Genomic DNA, 19,596 nt, shown 5'->3' with positions numbered 1-19,596 from the left:
TTCCGATCGATGGCGGACATTCTCGAGGACACCTCGTTGGAGGAACGTCGCGGGACATCGTTGATCCTGAAGGTCGGCATCGGTGTCGTCGGCGCGATCACGCCGTGGAACTACCCGCTCTACCAGCTCGCCGCCAAGGTCGCGCCTGCCATTGCAGCCGGATGCGCCACGGTGGTCAAGCCCAGCAGTGTGGCCCCGCTGGTCGCGTTCGCGGTCGCCGAGATCGCCGATTCGACCGCTCTGCCCCCGGGCGTGCTCAATATCGTCAGTGGGGCAGGCGGCCGGGTGGGGGAGCGGCTGGCCGGACACCCGGACGTCGACATGGTGAGTCTGACCGGCTCGACGGCAGCCGGTGCCCGCGTCGGACAGGTAGCTGCAGCCGAAATAAAGAAAGTGACTCTGGAGCTGGGAGGCAAGTCGGCTTTCGTCATCGCTCCCGACGCCGACTTCGATGCAGCTTTGACCGCCGCGGTGCGCGGCTGCTACGTCAACAACGGGCAGACCTGCACTGCGACAACGCGGCTGCTGGTACCCGCCGATCGCCTCGAGTACGTCGAGGAGAAGCTGGCGGAGTTGGTCGGCTCGCAGCGGATCGGTGACCCCCTCGACGAATCCGTCGACATCGGACCGATGGCATCGCGTGAGCAGCAGCAATCTGTCCTCGATCACCTCTCCGCAGTTCCCTCGAACGCTCACTTCGTGGTCGGTGGGCCGGGCGACGTGCCCGACCTGGACGATCGACTACGGTCGGGATTCTTCGTCCGCCCGACGGTGGTGAGCCGGGTCGACAACGATTCTGCGATCGCCCGTGAAGAGGTGTTCGGCCCTGTCCTCACGGTGCTCACCTACGACGGGATCGACGACGCGGTCCGCATTGCCAACGACTCCGAGTACGGGTTGTCCGGAGCCGTGTTCGCGGCCGACGACGACGCAGCGATTGCCATCGCCCGTAGGTTGCGCACCGGTCAGGTGGGCATCAACGGTGGGCGCTTCAATGCCCTTGCACCGTTCGGTGGCATGAAGAAGTCGGGTATCGGACGAGAGCTCGGACCGGATGGACTGGACGAGTACTTCGAGAAGATCTCCCTACAGTTGCCTGCGACATGAGCGCCGAGGCGACCGGTGACATCACCCGGCTCATGGCGCGATTCGCGCGAGGGATCGACCTGCGTGACTGGGATATGTATCGATCCGTGTTCACCGACGAGATCGACGTCGACTACACCAGCTACCGCGCGGGTAACGGTGGGCACTTCCGCGCCGAGGACTGGGTGCAGCGTGGGCGAATGCTGTTCCCGGGGCTCGTTGCGTCGCAACATTTCTTGTCGAACTTCGACATCACGGTCGAGGGTGATCGGGGCACGGTCATCACCTACGTGCGAGCCGAGCACGTACTCCCGAACACCTCCGGCGATGCCGTGTTCACCATCGGCGGGTACTACACCGATTCGGTGGTGCGAGTCGGCGGTGAGTGGAAGATCTGCCGAAAGCAACTGACGGTTCTCTGGAACTCCGGCAACCCGCAGGTGCTGACGCTGGCCCGTGAACGCGCGGCTGCCCTACTCGCCGAGGCCTAGACGCGTCAGAGGCGGCGAACGGGATCGGTTCCGTCCCAGTTCGTCGCGGCGTCGGCAACACGCCGGTACAGCTCGAGAATGCTCGGCCGTGGCTCGTAGATCTCCAGGAGATGTCCGAGCTGCGGCCGCGCATCGTGGAACGCGAAGTTGTTGCCGTGCGGGGTGGACGCCGACAGTAGGGCAGGCCAACCACGCTCGGTGAGTTGCCGTTGGTGCTCGGCGAACGACGCGACCATGATCGCAACGTGGTGCACACACCCGCGTGCTCGCGTGGTCTCGGCGAATTCCGGCGGTTCGGCCGAGTGCGTGTGCACCAATTCGATCTGCATGCGGCCCCATTGCCCGTAGGCCGATGAGTGGTCGAAAGCCCCCGTTCTGCCGTCGGGGCCGTCGGCGGCCGTGATGACGTTTCTACGCACGAAGAACGGGCCTGCCCCGGTACGGACCGAAAAGTCGGCGGCCGCCTCGTGAATGTCGTCGACCATGTACGCGATCTGAACCACACTGCCCAACTCGAACTCGCTCATCCCTGATGCCTCGATTTCCACTGTCGATATTGATGCAGCTAACTGATGAACGACTGCAGATATGCAGAGTCGGCGTTCAGTCACCGTAGGTACTGCTGTTCCGGCAGGTTCCATGATTCCTGCACTGAGGCAAACAATGTCGAGTTTCGCAGATTGCTGGACTTATCCCTGTACATAGTTGAGTATGACGTGGGTAACAAAAGCGAGACTCAAGTAACTCAAGTCACAGGCGGGCTTCCATGACCGATGCACTGAGCATCACCAGTCTTTCCAAGACCTTCGGCGGGCATCGCGCGCTCGCCGGCCTGGACTTGCAGTTGGCCCCGGGGGAGATTCGAGGGCTGGTCGGCCAGAACGGGTGCGGCAAGTCGACGCTCATCAAAGTGCTTGCCGGATATCACGACCCGGACGACGGCGCCCGAATATCGGTCGATGGTCACGAGCTGGCCCTCGGTGTCCCCGGCAGCGGTGAAGCTGCCGGCCTGCGATTCGTCCACCAGGAACTCGGGTTGGTCGAAACCCTCGATGTCGTCGACAATCTGGCACTCGGCCACGGCTACCTGACCACCGCGGTCGGAACGATCGACTTCCGTGCCGAGCGATCCCGGGCCGAAGCCGCCCTAGCCGAATTGGGAGTCGAGCTGGAACTGGGGAAGCTCGCCGGGGCGCTCAGTATGAGCGAACGCACCATGCTCGCGATCGCCCGTGCGGTTCAGGACAGGTCGGGTCGAGCCGCAGTACTGGTTCTCGACGAACCGACGGCCAATCTTCCCGCAGCAGAGTCCGTTCGGCTGTTCGAGCTGGTGCGCAGAATCAGGGATCGCGGTGTCGCAGTCCTGTTCGTCTCGCATCATCTGAACGAGATCTTCTCGCTGTGCGACAGCGTCACCGTGATGCGGGACGGCGCAGTCGTGAGCACGCGTCCACTCGACGGTCTCGACGAATCGGGGCTCGTCGAGTTGATGATCGGACGTCGCATCGACGACTTCCTGGCCGAGCCGGAAGAGACGTCGAACCCCGATGGGGATCCCGTGCTCGAGGTGTCCGGCATGAGTTGCGGTGCGGTGGAGAACTTCGGGTTCGAGATCAGGTCCGGTGAGGTCCTCGGCATCGCCGGGATCACCGGTTCCGGTCGTGAGCAGATCGTGCCTGCGCTCTTCGGTGCCGAGTCTCGACGCGGCACAGTCGTCGTCGACGGTATGGTCGTCGAACCGGGGCGCCCCGACCTCGCCATGTCGGCGGGCGTCGGATGCGTTCCTGCCGAGCGGCTTTCGAATGCTGCATTCGCTACCGCCTCCCTTCGCGAGAACGTCTCCGTCGCGGACCCGTGGGGGTTCTCCCGGGGTGGGATAGTGCGAGTGAAACGGGAGAAGTCCGACGTGGCCACGTGGCTCGAGCGACTCGGCGTGCGCCCGGCCGGTGACACCGAGCGCCATCTCGGCACTCTCAGCGGAGGAAACCAGCAGAAGGTCGTCCTGGCCAGGTGGCTTCGACGCAGTCCTCGCGTGTTGCTGTTGGACGAGCCGACGCAGGGTGTCGACATCGGTGCTCAGGCCGACATCCATGCGCTCGTGGACAAGGCCGCGCAGGACGGTGCCGCGGTGCTCGTGGTGTCCACCGATCACGGGGAACTCACGCGATTGTGCGATCGGGTGCTGGTTCTGTCGGCAGGCCGGGTGGTCGACGAATTCTCCCGCCCTCGCATCGACCCGGATCGCTTGACGGCCTCGACTCTCAAGAAACCCGCTTCCGCTGCTGTGCGGTCCGGCGCAGACCCTCGGTGAAAGGATCACCATGACAACACAATCCCACGAAGGTACAGCAGCGTCGCCGCACACTCCGCCGCCCGGAGGTAGGGGTGGTACGGAACGGCGCACGGCTCGACGACGACCGAATCTCGGACTCGACCGCTTCAGCGGTCTCTATGTGTGGATCGTTGTCATCGCGCTCTTCGCACTCTGGATTCCGGACACCTTCATGACACAGGGGAATTTCCGCATCATCGCCGGCGACCAGGCGATCACGGCGATGCTGGCCATCGGTTTGATCGTGCCACTGGCTGCCGGGGTGTTCGATCTGTCCATCGCAGGCATCATGGGCTTCTCGGTCGCGATGGTGTCCTACCAGCTCTCGCAGGGCGTCAGCACCCCCATCGCCGTCGTCACCACTCTGCTCTGCGGTGCGCTGATCGGGGCAGTCAACGGTTTCGTTGTCGTCAAGCTCAAGGTCGACTCGTTCATTGCCACTCTGGGAATGTCGAGCATTCTGCTGGCGGGGACCTACTGGGTCACGGACGGCAAACAGATCACCGAGGGGTTCACCGACGGCTTCCTCGATCTGGGAAGCAAGCCGTTCCTCGGTCTACCCCTTCCCTTTTTCTACATGATCGGCGTCGCCGCCGTGATGTACGTCGTACTCGAGAAGACCCCGTTGGGTCGCTACTTCTACGCCACCGGTGGCAACCGTCAGGCCGCACGGCTCGCCGGACTACGAGTCGAGCGAATCATGTTCGGCGCGTTGATGACGTCGGCCACCATCGCGGCCTTCACCGGAGTCGTCCTGGCAGCCAAGCTCGGCACCGCCGCGCCCGACATCGGCCCGTCGTACCTGCTGCCGGCGTTCTCGGCCGTCTTCCTCGGCTCGACTCAGATACGCGCCGGGCGGGTCAACGTACTGGGCACGCTGATCGCCATCTACCTGCTTGCCACCGGTGTGAAGGGACTGCAGTTGGCCGGTGCTCCCAGCTTCGTCAACGACCTCTTCAACGGACTCGCCCTCATCGTCGCCGTGGCTCTCGCGGCCCGGACCGCCCGCCGTACCTGAACTCTCCTCCACCCGAAAGGTGATCACGTGAAATCGACCAACTGGACGAAAACTTTCGTTGCCCTCGTGTCCGCAAGCTTGTTGGTGTCCGCATGCAGCAGCTCGGACGAGACGACGGCGACCGGAGAAGCTGCCGACGTCGCCGGCGCGCAGGCCGTCGCCGATCAGTACGAGGCCCCGCCGGCCGATCTGGTTCTGACGACGCCGTTGAGCAGAGCTCCGGACAGCGGCAAGTACGTCATCAGTATCGAGACCCCGCAACCGATCTCGAGCGCGAAGAACGATGCCATCCAGCAGGCGGCGGACGTCCTCGGGTGGCGCTATCAGCGAGTATTGATGGGCACCGACGCCGAAGCGGCACCCAAGGCGATGGACCAGGCAATCGCGCTGCGGCCGGACGCGATCCACATCTCTGGTACCCCGCTCACGATGCTCACCCGGCAGATCGAATCTGCCGATGCCGCGGGCATTCCCGTCATCGCGGACAGTATCGCGGGCCCTCCCGTCGCCGGTGTCATCTCCACCGCCTTGGACGGCGACGCTCAGGTCGAGGAGTGGGGAAAGATGGTCGCGAGTCAGGTCGTCGCAGACAGCGATGGGCAGGCGAATGTCGCGATCTTCTCGATCACCGACTACTCGATCCTCAACGTCTTCACCGACGCATTCACAGCTCAGTTGGAAGCCCAGTGCCCGGACTGCACCACCCAACTCGTGAATCAGCAGGTCACCGATCTCGGCACCAAGACTCCGCAGAGCTTCGTCAGTACACTCCAGCGGGACCCGACCATCAACTACGCGGTCTTCTCCTTCGGCGATCTCGTGTTGGGTGTCGATGCGGCGCTGCGTGGTGCGAGCCTGACCGATCAGGTGACTTTCGCCGGTCAGACGCCAACACCGGACAACCTCGACTCGCTGAAGGGTGGCGACAACAGTGTGTGGGTCGGCTTCCCGGTGCAGATTCTGGGGTGGCGCGTCATCGACACTCTGGCGCGGCATTTCAACGGCGACGACCTCGCAGCGGCCGACGCCGCGTTCCTCCCCACGCAATTGCTCAACAGTGACAACATCGGGTCGGCAGTCCTCGACGAGGACACCGGGTACTACGTCGGTGTCGCGGATTACCAGGGTGAATTCGAGACACTCTGGCAGAAGTGACGCCTCGGGTTCTGTCCCTGTCGCATCTGTCGGCGCTGCACCTCTCACCCCCGGAGTTGATCGACTGCGCTGCGTCGGGTGGCTTCGACGCGGTGGGTATCCGGGTGGCGCAGGGCGAACGGGACAGGGGATTCCTTCTCCCGGCGGGATCGGCGCTGCTGCGGGATACAGCATCTGCGTTGGCGCACAACGGGATACGCGTTCTCGATGTCGAGGTGGTCAAGCTGCATCCCGGAAGCTCCGAGGGCGATTGGTCGGCGATTGTCGAGGCAGGTGCCGAACTCGGGGCGAAGCATCTGCTCGTGACGGTGCTCGATGACGATCGCAGTCGAGCAATCGACAACTTCGACCTCCTGTCGGAGTTGTCCGGGGCGTACGGCCTACGGTGTTGTCTCGAGCCGATGATTTTCTCGTCTGTTCGGGACTTCACTGCCGCTGCTGCATTCGTCGCCGAAGCTCGGGGGAGCGATTCCGGCGTCCTCGTCGACGCCCTGCATTGGATCCGGGCGGGATCGGAGCTGGCCGATCTCGACGCCGTCGACGAGAACTCGTTGCCGTACTGGCAGATCTGCGATGCAGCGTCGGCGGAGCCCTCGGACGACCTGAATGCTGCGATCACCGAGGCTCGAACCGACAGGCTCCCACCGGGACTGGGTGCATTCCCACTGGCCGATCTCGTGCACGCACTCCCATCGACGGCTGCGGTGAGCGTGGAGGTCCCGTCCGCCCGTAGCGCGGCCGACACGCGGGCGTGGATTGCAGAACTGGGTCGAGCGACGCGAAAGGTGCTCGACGACGCGGAAAGTGAGAAACTGGAGACATGACCAACAAACTGCATTGCATACTGTCATGACCGGCACCGTCGAGCGCAAGTACGTCCACGTCGTCGCACCCGGAACCGCGGAGACGACGATCGAAGCCGCATCGCCGCCTGCCCCCGACGCTGTTGTCGTCGACATCCGCTACTGCGGTATCTGTGCGACCGACACACACGGATACTCGTCCGCTGCTCTGCCACCGGCCGTGTTCGGACATGAATGGACAGGCACGATCAGCGCCGTCGGTGAGAACGTGACCACCCTGCGGGTGGGTCAACGCGTGGTGGCCGGTGTCGGGCCTGCGTGCGGTGTGTGTGCCCAATGCCGTGCAGGTCACGCCGCTCACTGCGACCTGGCCTTTGCAGAAGCCAACGGCATCACCGACGACGCACCCGTGCACGGCGGGTTTGCCACCACCCTCACGGTGTCGGCTCGCCGAGCGATTCCGGTGCTCGACGCATTGTCCGACGAGGAGGCCGCGTTGATGGAGCCGGCGACCGTGACGTTCCATGCCGTCAAACGTGCCGCGATCACGCTGGGGTCCACGGTGGTCGTTCAGGGTGCGGGTCCTATCGGTCTACTGACCGCGCAACACGCACGTACCGCCGGAGCAGGCCGCATTCTCGTCAGCGAGCCGTCGGCCGCACGTCGAGCGGCAGCAACGGATCTGGGCTTCGCAGACGTGGTGGAACCGGCGGATCTCGCAGCGCTGCTCGGTGAGGTCACCGGTGGTCTCGGCGCGGATGTCCTGTTCGAGTGCACCGGAGTCGCCGCGTTGATGCAGCCCTCCGCCGAGCTCGTCAGACGCGGCGGGACCCTGGCGTTGCTCGGGTATCCGGGCACCGATTCCTCGGTCAGCTACGGCGATTGGCAGTCGAGGGAGCTCACGGTGATCGGCTCGCTGGCGTACTCGCACGAGGACTTCATCGGTGCGATGACGCTGGTTGCCGAAGGTCGAATCGACCTGAAGTCCTTGCACACAGGCACGATCGGGCTCGGTGGATTGGTCGGGATGTTCGCCGAACTCGATTCCGGGACGAGTCGGCACGCCAAGGTGCTGGTGGACCCGAGCCGTTGACGCGGTGGGTCAGGCGGGAGCCGGCACCGGCACTGTCTGACCGCTCCCGCAGGTGGCCCCGCCGTCGACCGGAATCGCGACACCGGTGACGAACGACGCCAGCGGCGAGGCCAGGAATGCGATGACCTCGCCCACCTCCCGAGCGGTGCCCCAACGGTGTAGGGGGATCATCGTTTTGAGCGCTTCGTAGCGGTCGGGGGTGTTGTCCTCGATGCGTCGGGTCATGCCGGTGCTGATGGGCCCTGGGCAGACGGCGTTGACGCGGATTCGGTCGTTCGCCAGGTCGAGGGCGAAGGACCGCGCGAGGTTCACAGCGCCGGCTTTGGCCGCGGCGTACGGCCAGCGGTTCGGCTCGCCACCGAGCGCGGTTGCGGACGCGGTGATCACGATCGAACCGCGGCCTGTGCGCCGGAACGCGGGAATCGATTCGCGCACACCGAGTACGACGGCGCGAAGGTTGACCTCGATCGAGCGGTCGAAGACCTCCATGTCGAGGGTTTCGATGGATCCGGAAGCTGGAACACCGGCATTGAGCACCAGCGCGTCGAGGTGTCCGAACGAGGTCTCCGCGTGACGCACCGCTGCGCGGTTGTCGTCCTGTCGGGTGACGTCGCCGACGAACGGCACCGCATTGTCGTTGCCGGACAACCAATCCAAGGATTCCGCGGTGGTGTCGAATGCAACGACCGAGCCGCCGTTTTCGAGGATGATCTCAGCGGTCGCACGGCCGATACCCGAACCTGCACCTGTGACCACAGCGACGGTGTTCACGATGCGCTCGCCGTCGACAGTTCCTCGACGTCGTCGAGCAGGACTGCCAACTGTGCCGGTGCGTCGACCCAATCGTTCGGCGAACGCATCGCGTCCCAGAAGTTGGGCTCGACGATCAGGTGTTCTGCGCCTGCCGCCAGGGCAGTGCGGATGTCGCCTCTTACCCCGTCGATGCCTTGGCCTCCGGATCCGATTGCGTCCGTCGGACGCTGCAGGTAGGAACGTAGGAACAATCGCACCGGGTGTGCACCTTCCGGACGCAGGCCGCGCATCGTCTCGAGTTGTTCGAGCAGAGCTTCCGGGCTGCCGCTACTGGGATTCCAGATGTCGAACAGTGCTGCGGTGCGCTTCAATCCGGTTGCCGAACGAAGACCAGAAAGCAGCGGTGGGTGTGGCTGTTGCACCGGTTTGGGGCGCACGATGGACCGGGGGATGGTGAAGAACTCGCCTTCGAATTCCACCGGGTCGGGTCCCCAACAGGCCTGCACGGCCCGCACCAATTCGCCCATCCGACGGCCACGGGTGCGCGGATCGACGTCCATCTGAGCATGTTCTTCATCGGACCAGCCGGCCCCGAGTCCTGCCACGAGTCGTCCGCCCGACAGCAGGTCCAGAGTCGACAAGCGTTGCGCCAATTCGACCGGACGATGGTAGCCGGCCACCAGAATGCTGCTGCCGATGGTGACAGTCCGAGTGCAGGCCGCGGTGAACGCCATCAGTTCGGTGGCACCGAGTACCGAGCGATACGCCGGATGCACACTGGTGGTGTGTCGCCCGCCGTAGATCGATTCGTTCTGCTCGGGATAGAACAGGTGCTCCTGAACCCACAGGCTCGAGAAGCCCAGTTCCTCGGCCGAGGTGGCGAAGGCGCGGACGGCCCCGGCATCGACGTGTTCGCCGAGCTGAGGAAGGGACAACCCGATTGCGAGACTCACAGTACGGTCACCGTTCCCGTGTTTCCGTCGACCTCGATCATTGCACCGTCGGGAATTCTCAGGGTGGCGTCCTGCACCGAGACCGCGCATGGGATGCCCAGTTCACGGCACACGATCGACGAGTGAGTGATGGTGGCACCGACGTTGACGACGACGCCGCCGGCAAACACGAAGAGCGGAGTCCAGGCCGGGTCCGTCTGCGGAGCGACGATGATGTCTCCCTCGGCGAGGTCACCGACCTCGTAGGGATCATGAAGGATGCGTGCTCGTCCACGACTGACCCCCGGTGCACCACCGACTCCGGTCATCGAGTCGCCGGGAGCTGCGACCTGCGCCTTGTTCTCGGTCCTTCTGGGCCACTGCGAGAGCGGGAGTGGCTCGAACAAGAAGAAGGGGGGCTCCAGGTCGAAGAGCGCGAGGTACTGCTCGCGCCGCTCCGCGATGGTGCTCTTGAAAGTTTCGGGATCGGCGACGAACGCGTCGAGTTCGTCGTCGAGCAACATGGTGACGTCGTGATGGTCGCCCATGATGCCGCGATCGACCATACGATGGCCCAATTCGTAGAGGGCCGTGCGCATCTCGCCCATGACCTTGACGCAGGCCGTCTTGGTCCGCTCCCGCCAGGGCATGAACTTGGTGATGGATTTGGCGGCGTCGAGGAAACTCTGACGAGTTGTGTCGTCGGGCATCTTGGCGGCGAGCTCCGCGGTGAGTGCGATGCGCTTGTTCTCGTTGCGCCCTCTGATGACCTCGGGGTCGGATTCGTCGGGACTCAGGCGCATGCCGTTGATGGCGAGCAAAGCGAGCACCGGCTTCGATTCCCAACTGTCGGAACGGATGTCCCACTCGTTCGGGGCGCGCGATCCGAACTTGTACAGAAAGTCGTCGAAGTCCTGGCGGAACTGCTTCGCATCGGGGGAGTCACTGGCGTCGACGGCCTCGAGGAGGGTGGCGAGACCGGAGTCGAACAGGGAGGTCAGTTCCGCGGACTTCGCCACCGACCGACCCATGTTCCACAGGGCGTACGACGGTTCTGCCGAGTCGACTCCGCCCAGCCCGCTGAGGAGGTCGCCGAGCTTGTCGGCCTCACCGATCGCATCGAGAAGGGCTCCGGCTACGGCCGGCCCCATGGTCGAGAGTGTGGTGGTCACGGGGTGGTAGGCGTAGCAGAAAACGAGGTCCGGAACGAAGGATCGCGCGTGGTCGACCAGTTCGCGATCAGTCAGTGCAGCAATGTCGGGGCGCGCGGCGCGGGCGGCGTCCGCGCGACGCTTCGCCTCCTCTGCCTCGGGAAAGGTGTCGGTGGTCAGTGCCCACGCGGTCTTGTCGGCCAATCCTGCAGTGAGTCGGTCGTTCTGGTGCCAGGGCTGTTCGACGTATTCCGGGATGTCGGGGTGATCGCCGACCCACAGGCTGTTCCAGACCGGAACGGTCAAGCCCGGCAGGCGGGCTCCGTTCAGCTCGGTCATCGAGAAGTTGGTGTAGTGGTAGCCGCCGAAGTTGCCGATGATCTGTGGCATGGTCTCGTCGATCTCGGAGGCCAGGTGAGTGCCGAGGTGTTCCACATATCCTTCGCGCCAGCCGATGTTGAGGCCCTTGTTCCAGACAAGGGTCACATTCAGGGGACTCGACGGGTCGGGAAGTACTTCCCCGGCGTTGGCTCGGGTGTACACCGGGTACCGCTCGCTGAACTCCCAGTCGGTGATCCAGCTGTCGCGATCGTTCTCGACGCTCACTGAGTGCTCCTCTGCCGTTGATGCCGGACTGTATTTCAAGTCACACTATAGAAACTGTGGAGCAAAAGAAACATGTACAGAGATATTTTCCGGCAAGTCGCACGCATGTGACGACGGCGAAAATCTCCACAGTAACTTTATATGAAGTGTAGTAATGGTCACTGTCTTGTGCGAGACTCGGATCACATCCCTGGTCTTGGAGAGGAACTCCATGTTCGAAAAAGTCCTCGTCGCCAATCGCGGAGAGATTGCTGTCCGTGCTTTCCGTGCCGCCGTCGAACTCGGCGCCTCGACGGTTGCGGTCTATCCTTTCGAGGATCGAAACTCCGCTCATCGCGCCAAGGCCTTCGAGGCGTACCAGATCGGTGACCCGGGAAACCCGGTCGGCGCTTACCTTTCGGTCGACGCTGTCATGGCTGCGGTACGTGAGTCGGGAGCCGACGCGGTGTATCCCGGATACGGATTCCTTTCGGAGAACCCGGCATTGGCAACGGCGTGCAAGGATGCCGGCATCACCTTCGTCGGTCCATCGGTCGAGGTCCTCGAGCTCACCGGTGACAAGTCCCGGGCGATCGCCGCAGCGAAAGCGGCCGGGTTGCCGGTCTTGGCTTCGTCGCCTCCGTCCGACGAGCCGGACGTGCTGATCGACGCGGCCCGGGCCATGACTTTCCCCCTGTTCGTCAAAGCGGTCGCCGGTGGCGGTGGACGTGGAATGCGCAGAGTGCCTGCGCCGGAGCAACTCCGAGACGCGATCGAGGCAGCCTCGCGTGAAGCGAAAGCCGCATTCGGTGACGGGACCGTGTTCCTCGAACAGGCGGTCATCGATCCCCGGCATATCGAGGTGCAAATCCTCGGCGATTCGAGTGGGGAAATCATCCATCTGTTCGAGCGGGACTGCTCACTGCAGCGACGTCACCAGAAGGTCGTCGAAGTGGCGCCCGCACCCGGTCTCGATCCCGAACTCCGGCAACAGATGTGTGCCGATGCGGTGGCCTTCGCTCGACACATCGGCTACACCTGCGCCGGCACTGTCGAGTTTCTGCTCGATCCGCACGGAAACTACGTCTTCATCGAGATGAATCCCAGAATCCAGGTGGAGCACACCGTCACCGAGGAGATCACCGACGTGGACCTGGTGACGTCGCAACTGCGGATCGCATTCGGTGACACCCTGGCCGATCTGGGTCTGAGCCAGGACGACATAGAAATCCGGGGGTCGGCGATTCAATGCCGGATCACCACGGAGGATCCAACCGACGGATTCCGTCCCGACACCGGTGAGATCACCGCCTACCGCACACCGGGAGGATCGGGTGTGCGATTGGACGGCAGCGTCGGAGTCGGATCGGAGATCAGCCCTCACTTCGACTCGATGCTCGTCAAGATCATCTGCAGAGCAGCAGATTTCGCGACGGCCTGTGCTCGCTCCCGGCGCGCGGTCACCGAGTTCCGGGTGCGAGGAGTCGCGACCAACATTTCGTTTCTGCAAGCGGTCCTGGAAGATCCGGACTTTCTCGCATGGAACGTCGACACGAACTTCATCGAGGGCCATCCACTTCTGTTGACGCAGAACGTCTCTGCAGACCGCGGCTCTCGTATTCTTCGGTATCTCGCAGACGTGACCGTCAACCGCCCGCACGGGGAACGTCCGTCGCCGGTGTACCCCGTCGACAAGCTTCCTCCCATCGACGCTCACACAGCCCCGCCTGCAGGCTCCCGCGATCGGCTCCGTGCACTCGGCCCGGCCGGCTTCGCAGCCGATCTTCGCTCGGCCTCCGCTCTTGCAGTGACCGATACGACGTTTCGGGACGCTCATCAATCGCTGCTGGCCACGCGGATACGCACCCGTGATCTGGTGGCCGTGGCACCCCACGTCGCGCGACTGACACCGCAGCTGTTGTCGGTGGAGGCGTGGGGTGGTGCAACGTACGATGTTGCGCTGCGCTTCCTGCACGAGAATCCGTGGGAACGGCTCGCGCTGTTGCGATCCGCGATGCCCAACATCTGTCTCCAGATGCTGCTGCGCGGCCGGAACACCGTGGGATACACGGCTTATCCGGACAGCGTCACGCATGCTTTCGTGGCGGAGGCGGCCGAGACCGGTATCGACATCTTCCGAATCTTCGATGCTCTGAACAATGTCGATCAGATGAGGCCCGCGATCGATGCGGTGCGTGATACCGGTGTCGCGGTGGCGGAGGTGGCAATGTCCTACACCGGTGACCTGGCCGATCCGGGCGAGAGCCTCTACACCCTCGACTACTATCTCCGGTTGGCCGAGGAGATCGTCGAGGCGGGAGCTCATGTTCTGGCCGTCAAGGACATGGCCGGCCTGCTGCGTCCGGCTGCGGCAGCCACCTTGGTCACCGCCTTGCGGTCACGGTTCGACCTCCCCGTGCACCTGCACACCCACGACACACCGGGCGGCCAGTTGGCTACCTATTACGCCGCGTGGCAAGCGGGAGTAGACGCTGTGGACGGCGCAAGCGCGGCGCTCGCCGGCACGACGAGCCAGCCGGCACTGTCGGCCATCGTGGCCGCAACCGAACACACCGATCGCGCAACCGGCCTCGATCTCGGCTCGGTATGCGACCTCGAACCGTACTGGGCTGCAGTGCGATCGGCGTATGCGCCCTTCGAATCCGGACTGCGGGCACCGACGGGACGGGTGTACACGCACGAGATCCCGGGTGGCCAACTCTCCAATCTCAGGCAGCAGGCGGCCGCATTGGGACTTGCGGAGCGCTTCGAGGACATCGAGGAGGCGTACGAAGGTGCAGACCGCATTCTGGGGCGGATCACCAAGGTCACACCGTCCTCGAAGGTCGTGGGGGACCTGGCGATGGCTCTGGTCGGTGCAGATGCCACCGCAGCGGAATTCGCTGCCGACCCGTCGAGCTACGACATTCCAGGATCGGTCGTCGACTTCTTCCGTGGTGATCTCGGCACGCCGGCCGGAGGTTGGCCCGAACCGCTGCGGAGTCGGGCGCTGAAGGGGAGGGCAGAGGCCTCCCCGCAGGTTTCGGTCGGTGCCGCGGATCGAGCGGCTCTGGCAACGTCGGGACGCGAGCGGCAAGAGACGTTGAACAGGTTGCTGTTCCCGGGGCCAGCTGCTGAGTTCGAGCGACACCGCGACAGCTACGGCGATACGTCGCAGCTGTCGACCAATCAGTATTTCTACGGGTTGCGACAGGGCGAAGAACATCGAGTCGTGCTCGAACCGGGGGTGGAATTGCTCATCGGATTGGAGGCGATCTCCGATCCCGACCCCTCGGGAAGTCGAAATGTGTTGTGCGTCCTCAACGGTCATTTGCGGCCGGTGCGTGTGCGTGATCGGAGCATCGAGAGCGCCTCACGGTCCGCCGAGAAGGCAGACCGCACCGATCCTGCTCATCTGTCCGCACCTTTCAGCGGCGTGGTGACGCTGTCGGTGAAAGAGGGTGACACCGTGGACAAGGGGGAGTCGGTCGGATCCATCGAAGCGATGAAGATGGAAGCGACGATCACCGCGACCACCACAGGCGTTGTCACCCGAGTGCTGATCGGCGGCGGGGCACCGGTCGAGGGCGGTGACCTGTTGTTGGTGGTAGGGGCCTAGGGCCCTCAGGGACCCTGCACGAGGGCGGCCGCAACGGCCTCCACGTGCAGGGTGGTGCTTCCGAACAGGAGCTCGCTGGTTTTGGCCCGACGAAAGTACCTGTGCAATGGGTGTTCCCACGTGAAGCCGATGCCCCCGTGGATCTGGATTGACTCCTCGGCGGCGAACGTAGCGGCCCGCGAAGCGAGCACTCGCGCGGTGGCCGCAGCGACGGAGAACTCCGGGCCGCGTCGCGTGTCGGCTCCCGCGGCGTCGAGCAGAGCGGCCTCGGCCAGTTCGATCGCGATCGACATGTCGGTCAGACGATGCTTGATCGCTTGGAACGACCCGATGGCCCGGCCGAATTGTCGCCGGGTCTTCGCATAGTCCACCGACATCTCCAGGCAGGCCCGCGCCGCGCCCACTTGCTCGGCGGCAAGTGCCGTGATCGCCACTGCTTGCGCTGTGTCGAGACCGGCCGACATGTCTGCGCCGGTGATTCGGTGCGCGAGGGCACCGGAGAATTCGACGCGAGCAAGCCCTCGGGTGAAATCCAATGTTTCTCGGCGAGTTCGGATAACTCCCTCTGCGTGTGCGTCGATCGCAGCGAGGTGAGGTCCGTCCGATCCGTTCGCGACCACGAGCAACACATCGGCATCGGAGCCGTCGACGACGGACTCCTGGGCACCGTCGAGAACGACGGTGTCGGAATCCTGTACGCGCGCGGTGACGAGCGACGTGCCGAAGGGAAATCCCGTCACGAGCGCTGCAGTGGCGGAGCCATCGGCGATCGGCGGGAGGTACTGCGCGCAGGCAGCATCGGAACCGGCATGCAGCAGAGTGAGCCCGGCCAAGATCACCGACGAGAAGTACGGAGCACTTCCGAGAGATCGACCGAGTTCGGACATCACGACAACAGTGTCCTTCAGCGTGAAGCCCGCACCGCCGACGTGTTCGGGGAACGGAATCTCGGTCAAGCCCATCTCCAGAAGCGCAGGCCATACATCCCGTCCTGCGGCAGTTCTGGACAAGGACGCGCGCAGACTACTGCTCAGGTCCTGCTGTTCTTCGGACAGTTCGAGTCTCATACGAGGCCTTCCCGTGGTTCACGCGGCAAGCCGAGTCCGCGTTCGCCGATGATGTTGCGCTGAATCTCGTCCGAGCCCCCGGCAATTCGGTAGCCGGGTGCGCCGAGAAGATGCTCGGTCCAGGCGAAGGTGTCGGGCACCCCGGTGTCGGCCAGGATGCTCGGCCCGAGGAACGACGCCGCGGCGTCGCCGATTCGCTTGAGGTTCTGAGTCCAGACCAGCTTGCCGATGGAACCCTCCACGCCCGGGACCGCCCCGGCCAACTCTCGCTCGGCGTACCGGGCTACCAGCAACGCCGCGGCTCGCTCGTAGATCGCCGCGTCGGCGAGCTGCTGGCGAACCAGTGGGTCGTCGGTTATGCCCAAAGTCTTTGCCAGCCGGACCAAGTCGGCACTGTTTCCTCCGGCGCTGACAATTCCTGCGCTCGAACTTCGCTCGAAGCCGATCGTCGTGAGTGCGACAGTCCAGCCGTCCCCCTCGGCTCCGAGGCGCAGCGAGTCCGGCAATTCGACATCGGAGAAGAACACTTCGTTGAAGGTCGAGCCACCGGACATCTGGCGGATCGGTCTGATATCGACACCCGGGGTGTGCATCGGCACCATGAATGCCGTCATACCCCGGTGTTTCGGGACTGTCGTATCGGTGCGGGCGATGAGTAGACCCCATTCCGAGAACTGGGCTCCCGAGCTCCACACTTTCTGGCCGTTCACCCGCCAGCCACCGTCGGTTTTCGTTGCCTTGGTGGACAATCCGGCGAGGTCGGAACCGGCTCCGGGCTCCGAGAACAGCTGACAACACAGTTGTTCGGCCCGCAGAAAGGACGTGACGAACTGCTGCTTCTGCTCGTCCGTGCCCAGGGCATGAATTGTCGGGGCCACCAGTTCGACAGTGACAAGGACGCTTTCGTGCCGGTCCGGCGCTGCGAAGTCTCGCTCGAGCCCGAGGAACGCGCGCTCGTGGCTTGCGGTCAACCCCGGACCGCCCCATTCCGGAGCCCACGTGATGGCTCCGAAGCCGGCGTCGACGCGCACCCCCTGCCAGCGTTTGGCTGCGTCGATGAGCTGCTGCTCCTCGACGTGGCTGCGATCGTGGAAGATCGCGTAATTCGAATCGGTCGATTCGTTGCTTCGCCGCGCCAGGTTTTCTTCGAGCCATGCCTCGGCCTTCTCGGTGAAGGCCCGAACGTCGATACCGCGATCATCCGGCGTCATGCCTTCTTGCCTCCTGCCATCTCGGCAATACGTGCCTCGACTGCAGACTTCGAGTCCGGGTGTTCGGACAGGCGCAGTGTGAACGTCTGTTCCAGCTCGTATCCGCGCTTGAGATCGAGGTCCTCGCAGCCGTTGAGCGACTTCTTCGCCAGGGTGAGTGCGTAGCGGCTCTTCGACGCAATGGATCGCGCACGTGTCATGGCCGTGGCCGGACAGTCGTCATGTGGGACGACCTCGATCGGTGCGCCCCACCTGCGCAGGGTTTCGGCGTCGACAGCTTCGGCGGTGAAGAACATCCGCCGCATGGCTTGCTGCGGCAGCATTCGGGCCGTGAACCGGCCGCCGCCGAGCACACCGACCCCCATTTCCGGCAGGCCGAAGGTCGCTCGCTCCGACGCGACCACCAGATCGCAGACCGAGGTCAATCCGAATCCGCTTCCGAGGCATGGGCCGTTGACGGCCGCGATCACCGGGAGTGCGCAGTCCAGCACTCCGAAAATCGCTCGGCGCGCTTCCCGCATCTCGATCTCTCCGCCGATCGAATCCATGACCCGAAAGCTTCCGAGATCGTTTCCGGCGCAGAATATTCGGCCACGACCGGTCAGCACCACAGCGCGAATATCCTGGTTGTCCGACAGTGCCTCGAAGACCGTAGCGATCTCCCCGTACATCTGCGTGTCGATGGCGTTGACCTTGCCGCGGGCCAATTCGACCACTGCGATGCCGGGTTCCGGCTCGGTCACCGTGAGATGTTCGATTCCATCAGGCTGGAGAGGCATTGGGATGTCCTATCTTTCGTGTGCTGCGGCAAAGGTCATCGCAGCCATCTGCGGCGGCACCGTGACGCGGTTCTGCGTCCAGTTGCGCAGCGCGAACTTCTGAATTTTTCCGCTTGCCGTCTTGGGCAGCGAATCTACGATGAACAGGCTTTCCGGAATTTTCTGCATGGCGATTCGGCGGTGCACGAGGAACTCACGCACCTCCTCGAGACTCAGGTCTCGGTGCTCGCGGGTGACGACGAATGCGCAACCACGTTCTCCCGTCACAGGATCGGGACCTGCCACCACGGCAATCTCGAGCACGTCGGGGTGTGCGCCGAGCTCGTTCTCCACGTCGTAGGCGCTGACTTTTTCACCCGACCGGTTGATGATGTCCTTGATTCGCCCCACCACATGGAGGGCACCGTTGGCGTCGAAGCGGCCGAGATCACCGGTACGGAAAAATCCGTCCTCGGTGAACGCCGCCGTATTGAGAGAGGCATCGAGGTAGCCGAGAAAGGTGTCCGGTCCACGCCATAGAATCTCGCCGACGTCGCCGGTCTGCGCGAGTCCACCGTCGGCATCGGTCACCATCACCTCGGTCGACTCGATGGGGCGACCGTCGGATTTCATCCGCAGGGCAGGCGGGTCCCACCGGTCCGCTGTGGTGACCGACGGCCCCTCGGTGGCCCCGTACATCCGAACGACGGTGCCGAGGCGGGTGGTGGCCGCCGCGGTCAGAGCATCGGGGATGTCGGCTCCACCGCAGACTATGTACCGGATCGACGGGGTCGACGAGTCGGTCGCCTCGGCGGCATCGAGCAAGCCTCGAAGGAACGGCGTCGAGAAGATCATGAAGCTGCACCGTTCGTCGATCACTCGCTGCAACGCCGTCACCGGATCCCAGTCGGCCTGCAACACCACGGTTGCGCCCACTACGAACGGGAGAACCAGAGCGCAGTTGACTCCGGTGATGTGCGTGACCGGAGACGGATTGAAGACTACGTCGGTTTCGTTCAGTCCGAACCACCGCGCCATCGAAAGGTTTTCGTAGACCAGCGTGTTGTGGCTGTGCAGTACGCCTTTGGGGTCTGCGGTCGTCCCCGACGTGTAGAGCAACAAGCAGACGTCGTCGGGCGACGGAGAAGTCGCAGCATCGAGGTCGGCGACCATCGAGTCCGTGACCTCGCCGATCAGGTCGGTCCACCTCGTGCCAGGTCGGTCGTCCACGTAATCGCCAACGGTGACAATCGATTCGAGGTCCGGTAGTTCGGCGGAGAGATCGCTGTACATGTCGGTGACGTCGACCCCGTGCAACTCCGCGGGTACGAAGGCGATCCGCGCCCGCGACTGACCGAAGATGAATCGCAGCTCACGAAACCGGTAGATCGGCACGATCGGATTGGCGATGGCTCCGAGCTTCATCGCGGCATGGAATACGACGATTGCCTCGGTGCAGTTGGGGAGTTGGAATGCGATCACATCGTCGGAGGTGATTCCTCTGGCGTGCAAGGCAGCCGCCAGACGAGTCGCGTCACGGTC

General features: G+C 64.0%; 16 protein-coding genes. 8 read left to right on the top strand and 8 right to left on the bottom strand.

Features of this window, described 5'->3' with window-relative positions; translation table 11 throughout:
• Both A2J02_RS17355 and A2J02_RS17350 read left to right on the top strand, forming a co-directional pair.
• On the top strand, nt 1-1,107 hold a 1,107-nt coding region (locus A2J02_RS17355; protein WP_068051559.1), incomplete at its 5' end, for an aldehyde dehydrogenase family protein.
• Entirely contained in the window at nt 1,104-1,577 is a 474-nt protein-coding gene (locus A2J02_RS17350; protein ID WP_068051553.1) for a nuclear transport factor 2 family protein, read from the top strand. The genes A2J02_RS17355 and A2J02_RS17350, both read left to right, overlap by 4 nt.
• Before the next feature lie 5 nt (nt 1,578-1,582).
• Here A2J02_RS17350 and A2J02_RS17345 read toward each other — a convergent pair whose 3' ends face one another.
• A complete protein-coding gene (locus A2J02_RS17345; protein WP_068051551.1) occupies nt 1,583-2,104 on the bottom strand; it encodes a VOC family protein in 522 nt (173 codons plus the stop codon).
• Between the two features lie 239 nt (nt 2,105-2,343).
• Between A2J02_RS17345 and A2J02_RS17340 the strand changes: the two genes are divergently transcribed.
• The 5 genes from A2J02_RS17340 to A2J02_RS17320 all read left to right on the top strand — a co-directional run bounded on the left by A2J02_RS17340 (nt 2,344) and on the right by A2J02_RS17320 (nt 7,978).
• Nucleotides 2,344-3,888, top strand: coding sequence for a sugar ABC transporter ATP-binding protein (locus tag A2J02_RS17340; protein ID WP_068051549.1), 1,545 nt, complete (start codon nt 2,344-2,346; stop codon nt 3,886-3,888).
• Nucleotides 3,889-4,081: 193 nt separating this feature from the next.
• The gene (locus A2J02_RS17335) at nt 4,082-4,927 is read left to right on the top strand and encodes an ABC transporter permease (RefSeq protein ID WP_231893957.1); all 846 of its coding nucleotides are present in this window, start codon (nt 4,082-4,084) and stop codon (nt 4,925-4,927) included.
• 27 nt (nt 4,928-4,954) lie between these two features.
• A complete protein-coding gene (locus A2J02_RS17330) occupies nt 4,955-6,082 on the top strand; it encodes a sugar ABC transporter substrate-binding protein (protein ID WP_082899526.1) in 1,128 nt (375 codons plus the stop codon).
• A complete protein-coding gene (locus A2J02_RS17325; RefSeq protein WP_231893956.1) occupies nt 6,079-6,906 on the top strand; it encodes a sugar phosphate isomerase/epimerase family protein in 828 nt (275 codons plus the stop codon). Before A2J02_RS17330 ends, A2J02_RS17325 begins: the two co-directional genes overlap by 4 nt.
• A gap of 25 nt (nt 6,907-6,931) precedes the next feature.
• Nucleotides 6,932-7,978, top strand: coding sequence for a zinc-dependent alcohol dehydrogenase (locus A2J02_RS17320; RefSeq protein WP_068051543.1), 1,047 nt, complete (start codon nt 6,932-6,934; stop codon nt 7,976-7,978).
• 9 nt (nt 7,979-7,987) lie between these two features.
• Here A2J02_RS17320 and A2J02_RS17315 read toward each other — a convergent pair whose 3' ends face one another.
• From A2J02_RS17315 to A2J02_RS17305, 3 genes are read right to left on the bottom strand one after another with little or no spacing between them, the layout of a single operon-like run.
• A complete protein-coding gene (locus A2J02_RS17315) occupies nt 7,988-8,749 on the bottom strand; it encodes an SDR family NAD(P)-dependent oxidoreductase (protein WP_231893955.1) in 762 nt (253 codons plus the stop codon).
• Nucleotides 8,746-9,684, bottom strand: a complete 939-nt coding sequence (locus tag A2J02_RS17310; RefSeq protein WP_068051541.1) for a TIGR03619 family F420-dependent LLM class oxidoreductase — start codon at nt 9,682-9,684, stop codon at nt 8,746-8,748. The genes A2J02_RS17315 and A2J02_RS17310 overlap by 4 nt, the downstream gene beginning before the upstream one ends.
• Entirely contained in the window at nt 9,681-11,420 is a 1,740-nt protein-coding gene (locus A2J02_RS17305) for a PEP-utilizing enzyme (protein WP_068051539.1), read from the bottom strand. The genes A2J02_RS17310 and A2J02_RS17305 overlap by 4 nt, the downstream gene beginning before the upstream one ends.
• Nucleotides 11,421-11,631: 211 nt before the next feature.
• Between A2J02_RS17305 and A2J02_RS17300 the strand changes: the two genes are divergently transcribed.
• Nucleotides 11,632-15,018: a pyruvate carboxylase gene (locus tag A2J02_RS17300; RefSeq protein ID WP_068051537.1), complete on the top strand. Its 3,387-nt coding sequence runs from the start codon at nt 11,632-11,634 to the stop codon at nt 15,016-15,018.
• Nucleotides 15,019-15,023: 5 nt separating this feature from the next.
• On the opposite strand, the gene A2J02_RS17295 is transcribed toward A2J02_RS17300, so the two are convergent.
• From A2J02_RS17295 to A2J02_RS17280, 4 genes are all read right to left on the bottom strand, one after another.
• On the bottom strand, nt 15,024-16,085 hold the full coding sequence (locus tag A2J02_RS17295; protein ID WP_068051535.1) for an acyl-CoA dehydrogenase family protein: 1,062 nt from the start codon (nt 16,083-16,085) through the stop codon (nt 15,024-15,026).
• Complete coding sequence (locus A2J02_RS17290; protein ID WP_068051533.1) at nt 16,082-17,296, bottom strand: acyl-CoA dehydrogenase family protein; 1,215 nt, start codon at nt 17,294-17,296, stop codon at nt 16,082-16,084. The genes A2J02_RS17295 and A2J02_RS17290 overlap by 4 nt, the downstream gene beginning before the upstream one ends.
• Nucleotides 17,293-18,039, bottom strand: a complete 747-nt coding sequence (locus A2J02_RS17285) for an enoyl-CoA hydratase-related protein (protein ID WP_231893954.1) — start codon at nt 18,037-18,039, stop codon at nt 17,293-17,295. The genes A2J02_RS17290 and A2J02_RS17285 overlap by 4 nt, the downstream gene beginning before the upstream one ends.
• 45 nt (nt 18,040-18,084) lie before the next feature.
• A partial coding sequence (locus A2J02_RS17280; RefSeq protein WP_068051529.1) for an AMP-binding protein occupies nt 18,085-19,596 on the bottom strand: 1,512 nt, incomplete at its 5' end.

It is taken from the genome of Rhodococcus sp. EPR-147 (assembly GCF_001647185.1).
Lineage (GTDB): Bacteria > Actinomycetota > Actinomycetes > Mycobacteriales > Mycobacteriaceae > Rhodococcoides.
The sequence above is the reverse complement of the archived record's forward strand: the minus strand, read 5'-3'. Positions and strand labels throughout refer to the sequence as shown.

Coding starts and splice junctions, on each gene's coding strand:
- A2J02_RS17335 (WP_231893957.1), top strand. CDS start 4,082: ATGACACAGGGGAATTTCCGCATCATCGCCGGCGACCAGGCGATCACG.
- A2J02_RS17300 (WP_068051537.1), top strand. CDS start 11,632: ATGTTCGAAAAAGTCCTCGTCGCCAATCGCGGAGAGATTGCTGTCCGT.
- A2J02_RS17295 (WP_068051535.1), bottom strand. CDS start 16,085: ATGAGACTCGAACTGTCCGAAGAACAGCAGGACCTGAGCAGTAGTCTG.
- A2J02_RS17350 (WP_068051553.1), top strand. CDS start 1,104: ATGAGCGCCGAGGCGACCGGTGACATCACCCGGCTCATGGCGCGATTC.
- A2J02_RS17320 (WP_068051543.1), top strand. CDS start 6,932: ATGACCGGCACCGTCGAGCGCAAGTACGTCCACGTCGTCGCACCCGGA.
- A2J02_RS17340 (WP_068051549.1), top strand. CDS start 2,344: ATGACCGATGCACTGAGCATCACCAGTCTTTCCAAGACCTTCGGCGGG.
- A2J02_RS17345 (WP_068051551.1), bottom strand. CDS start 2,104: ATGAGCGAGTTCGAGTTGGGCAGTGTGGTTCAGATCGCGTACATGGTC.
- A2J02_RS17290 (WP_068051533.1), bottom strand. CDS start 17,296: ATGACGCCGGATGATCGCGGTATCGACGTTCGGGCCTTCACCGAGAAG.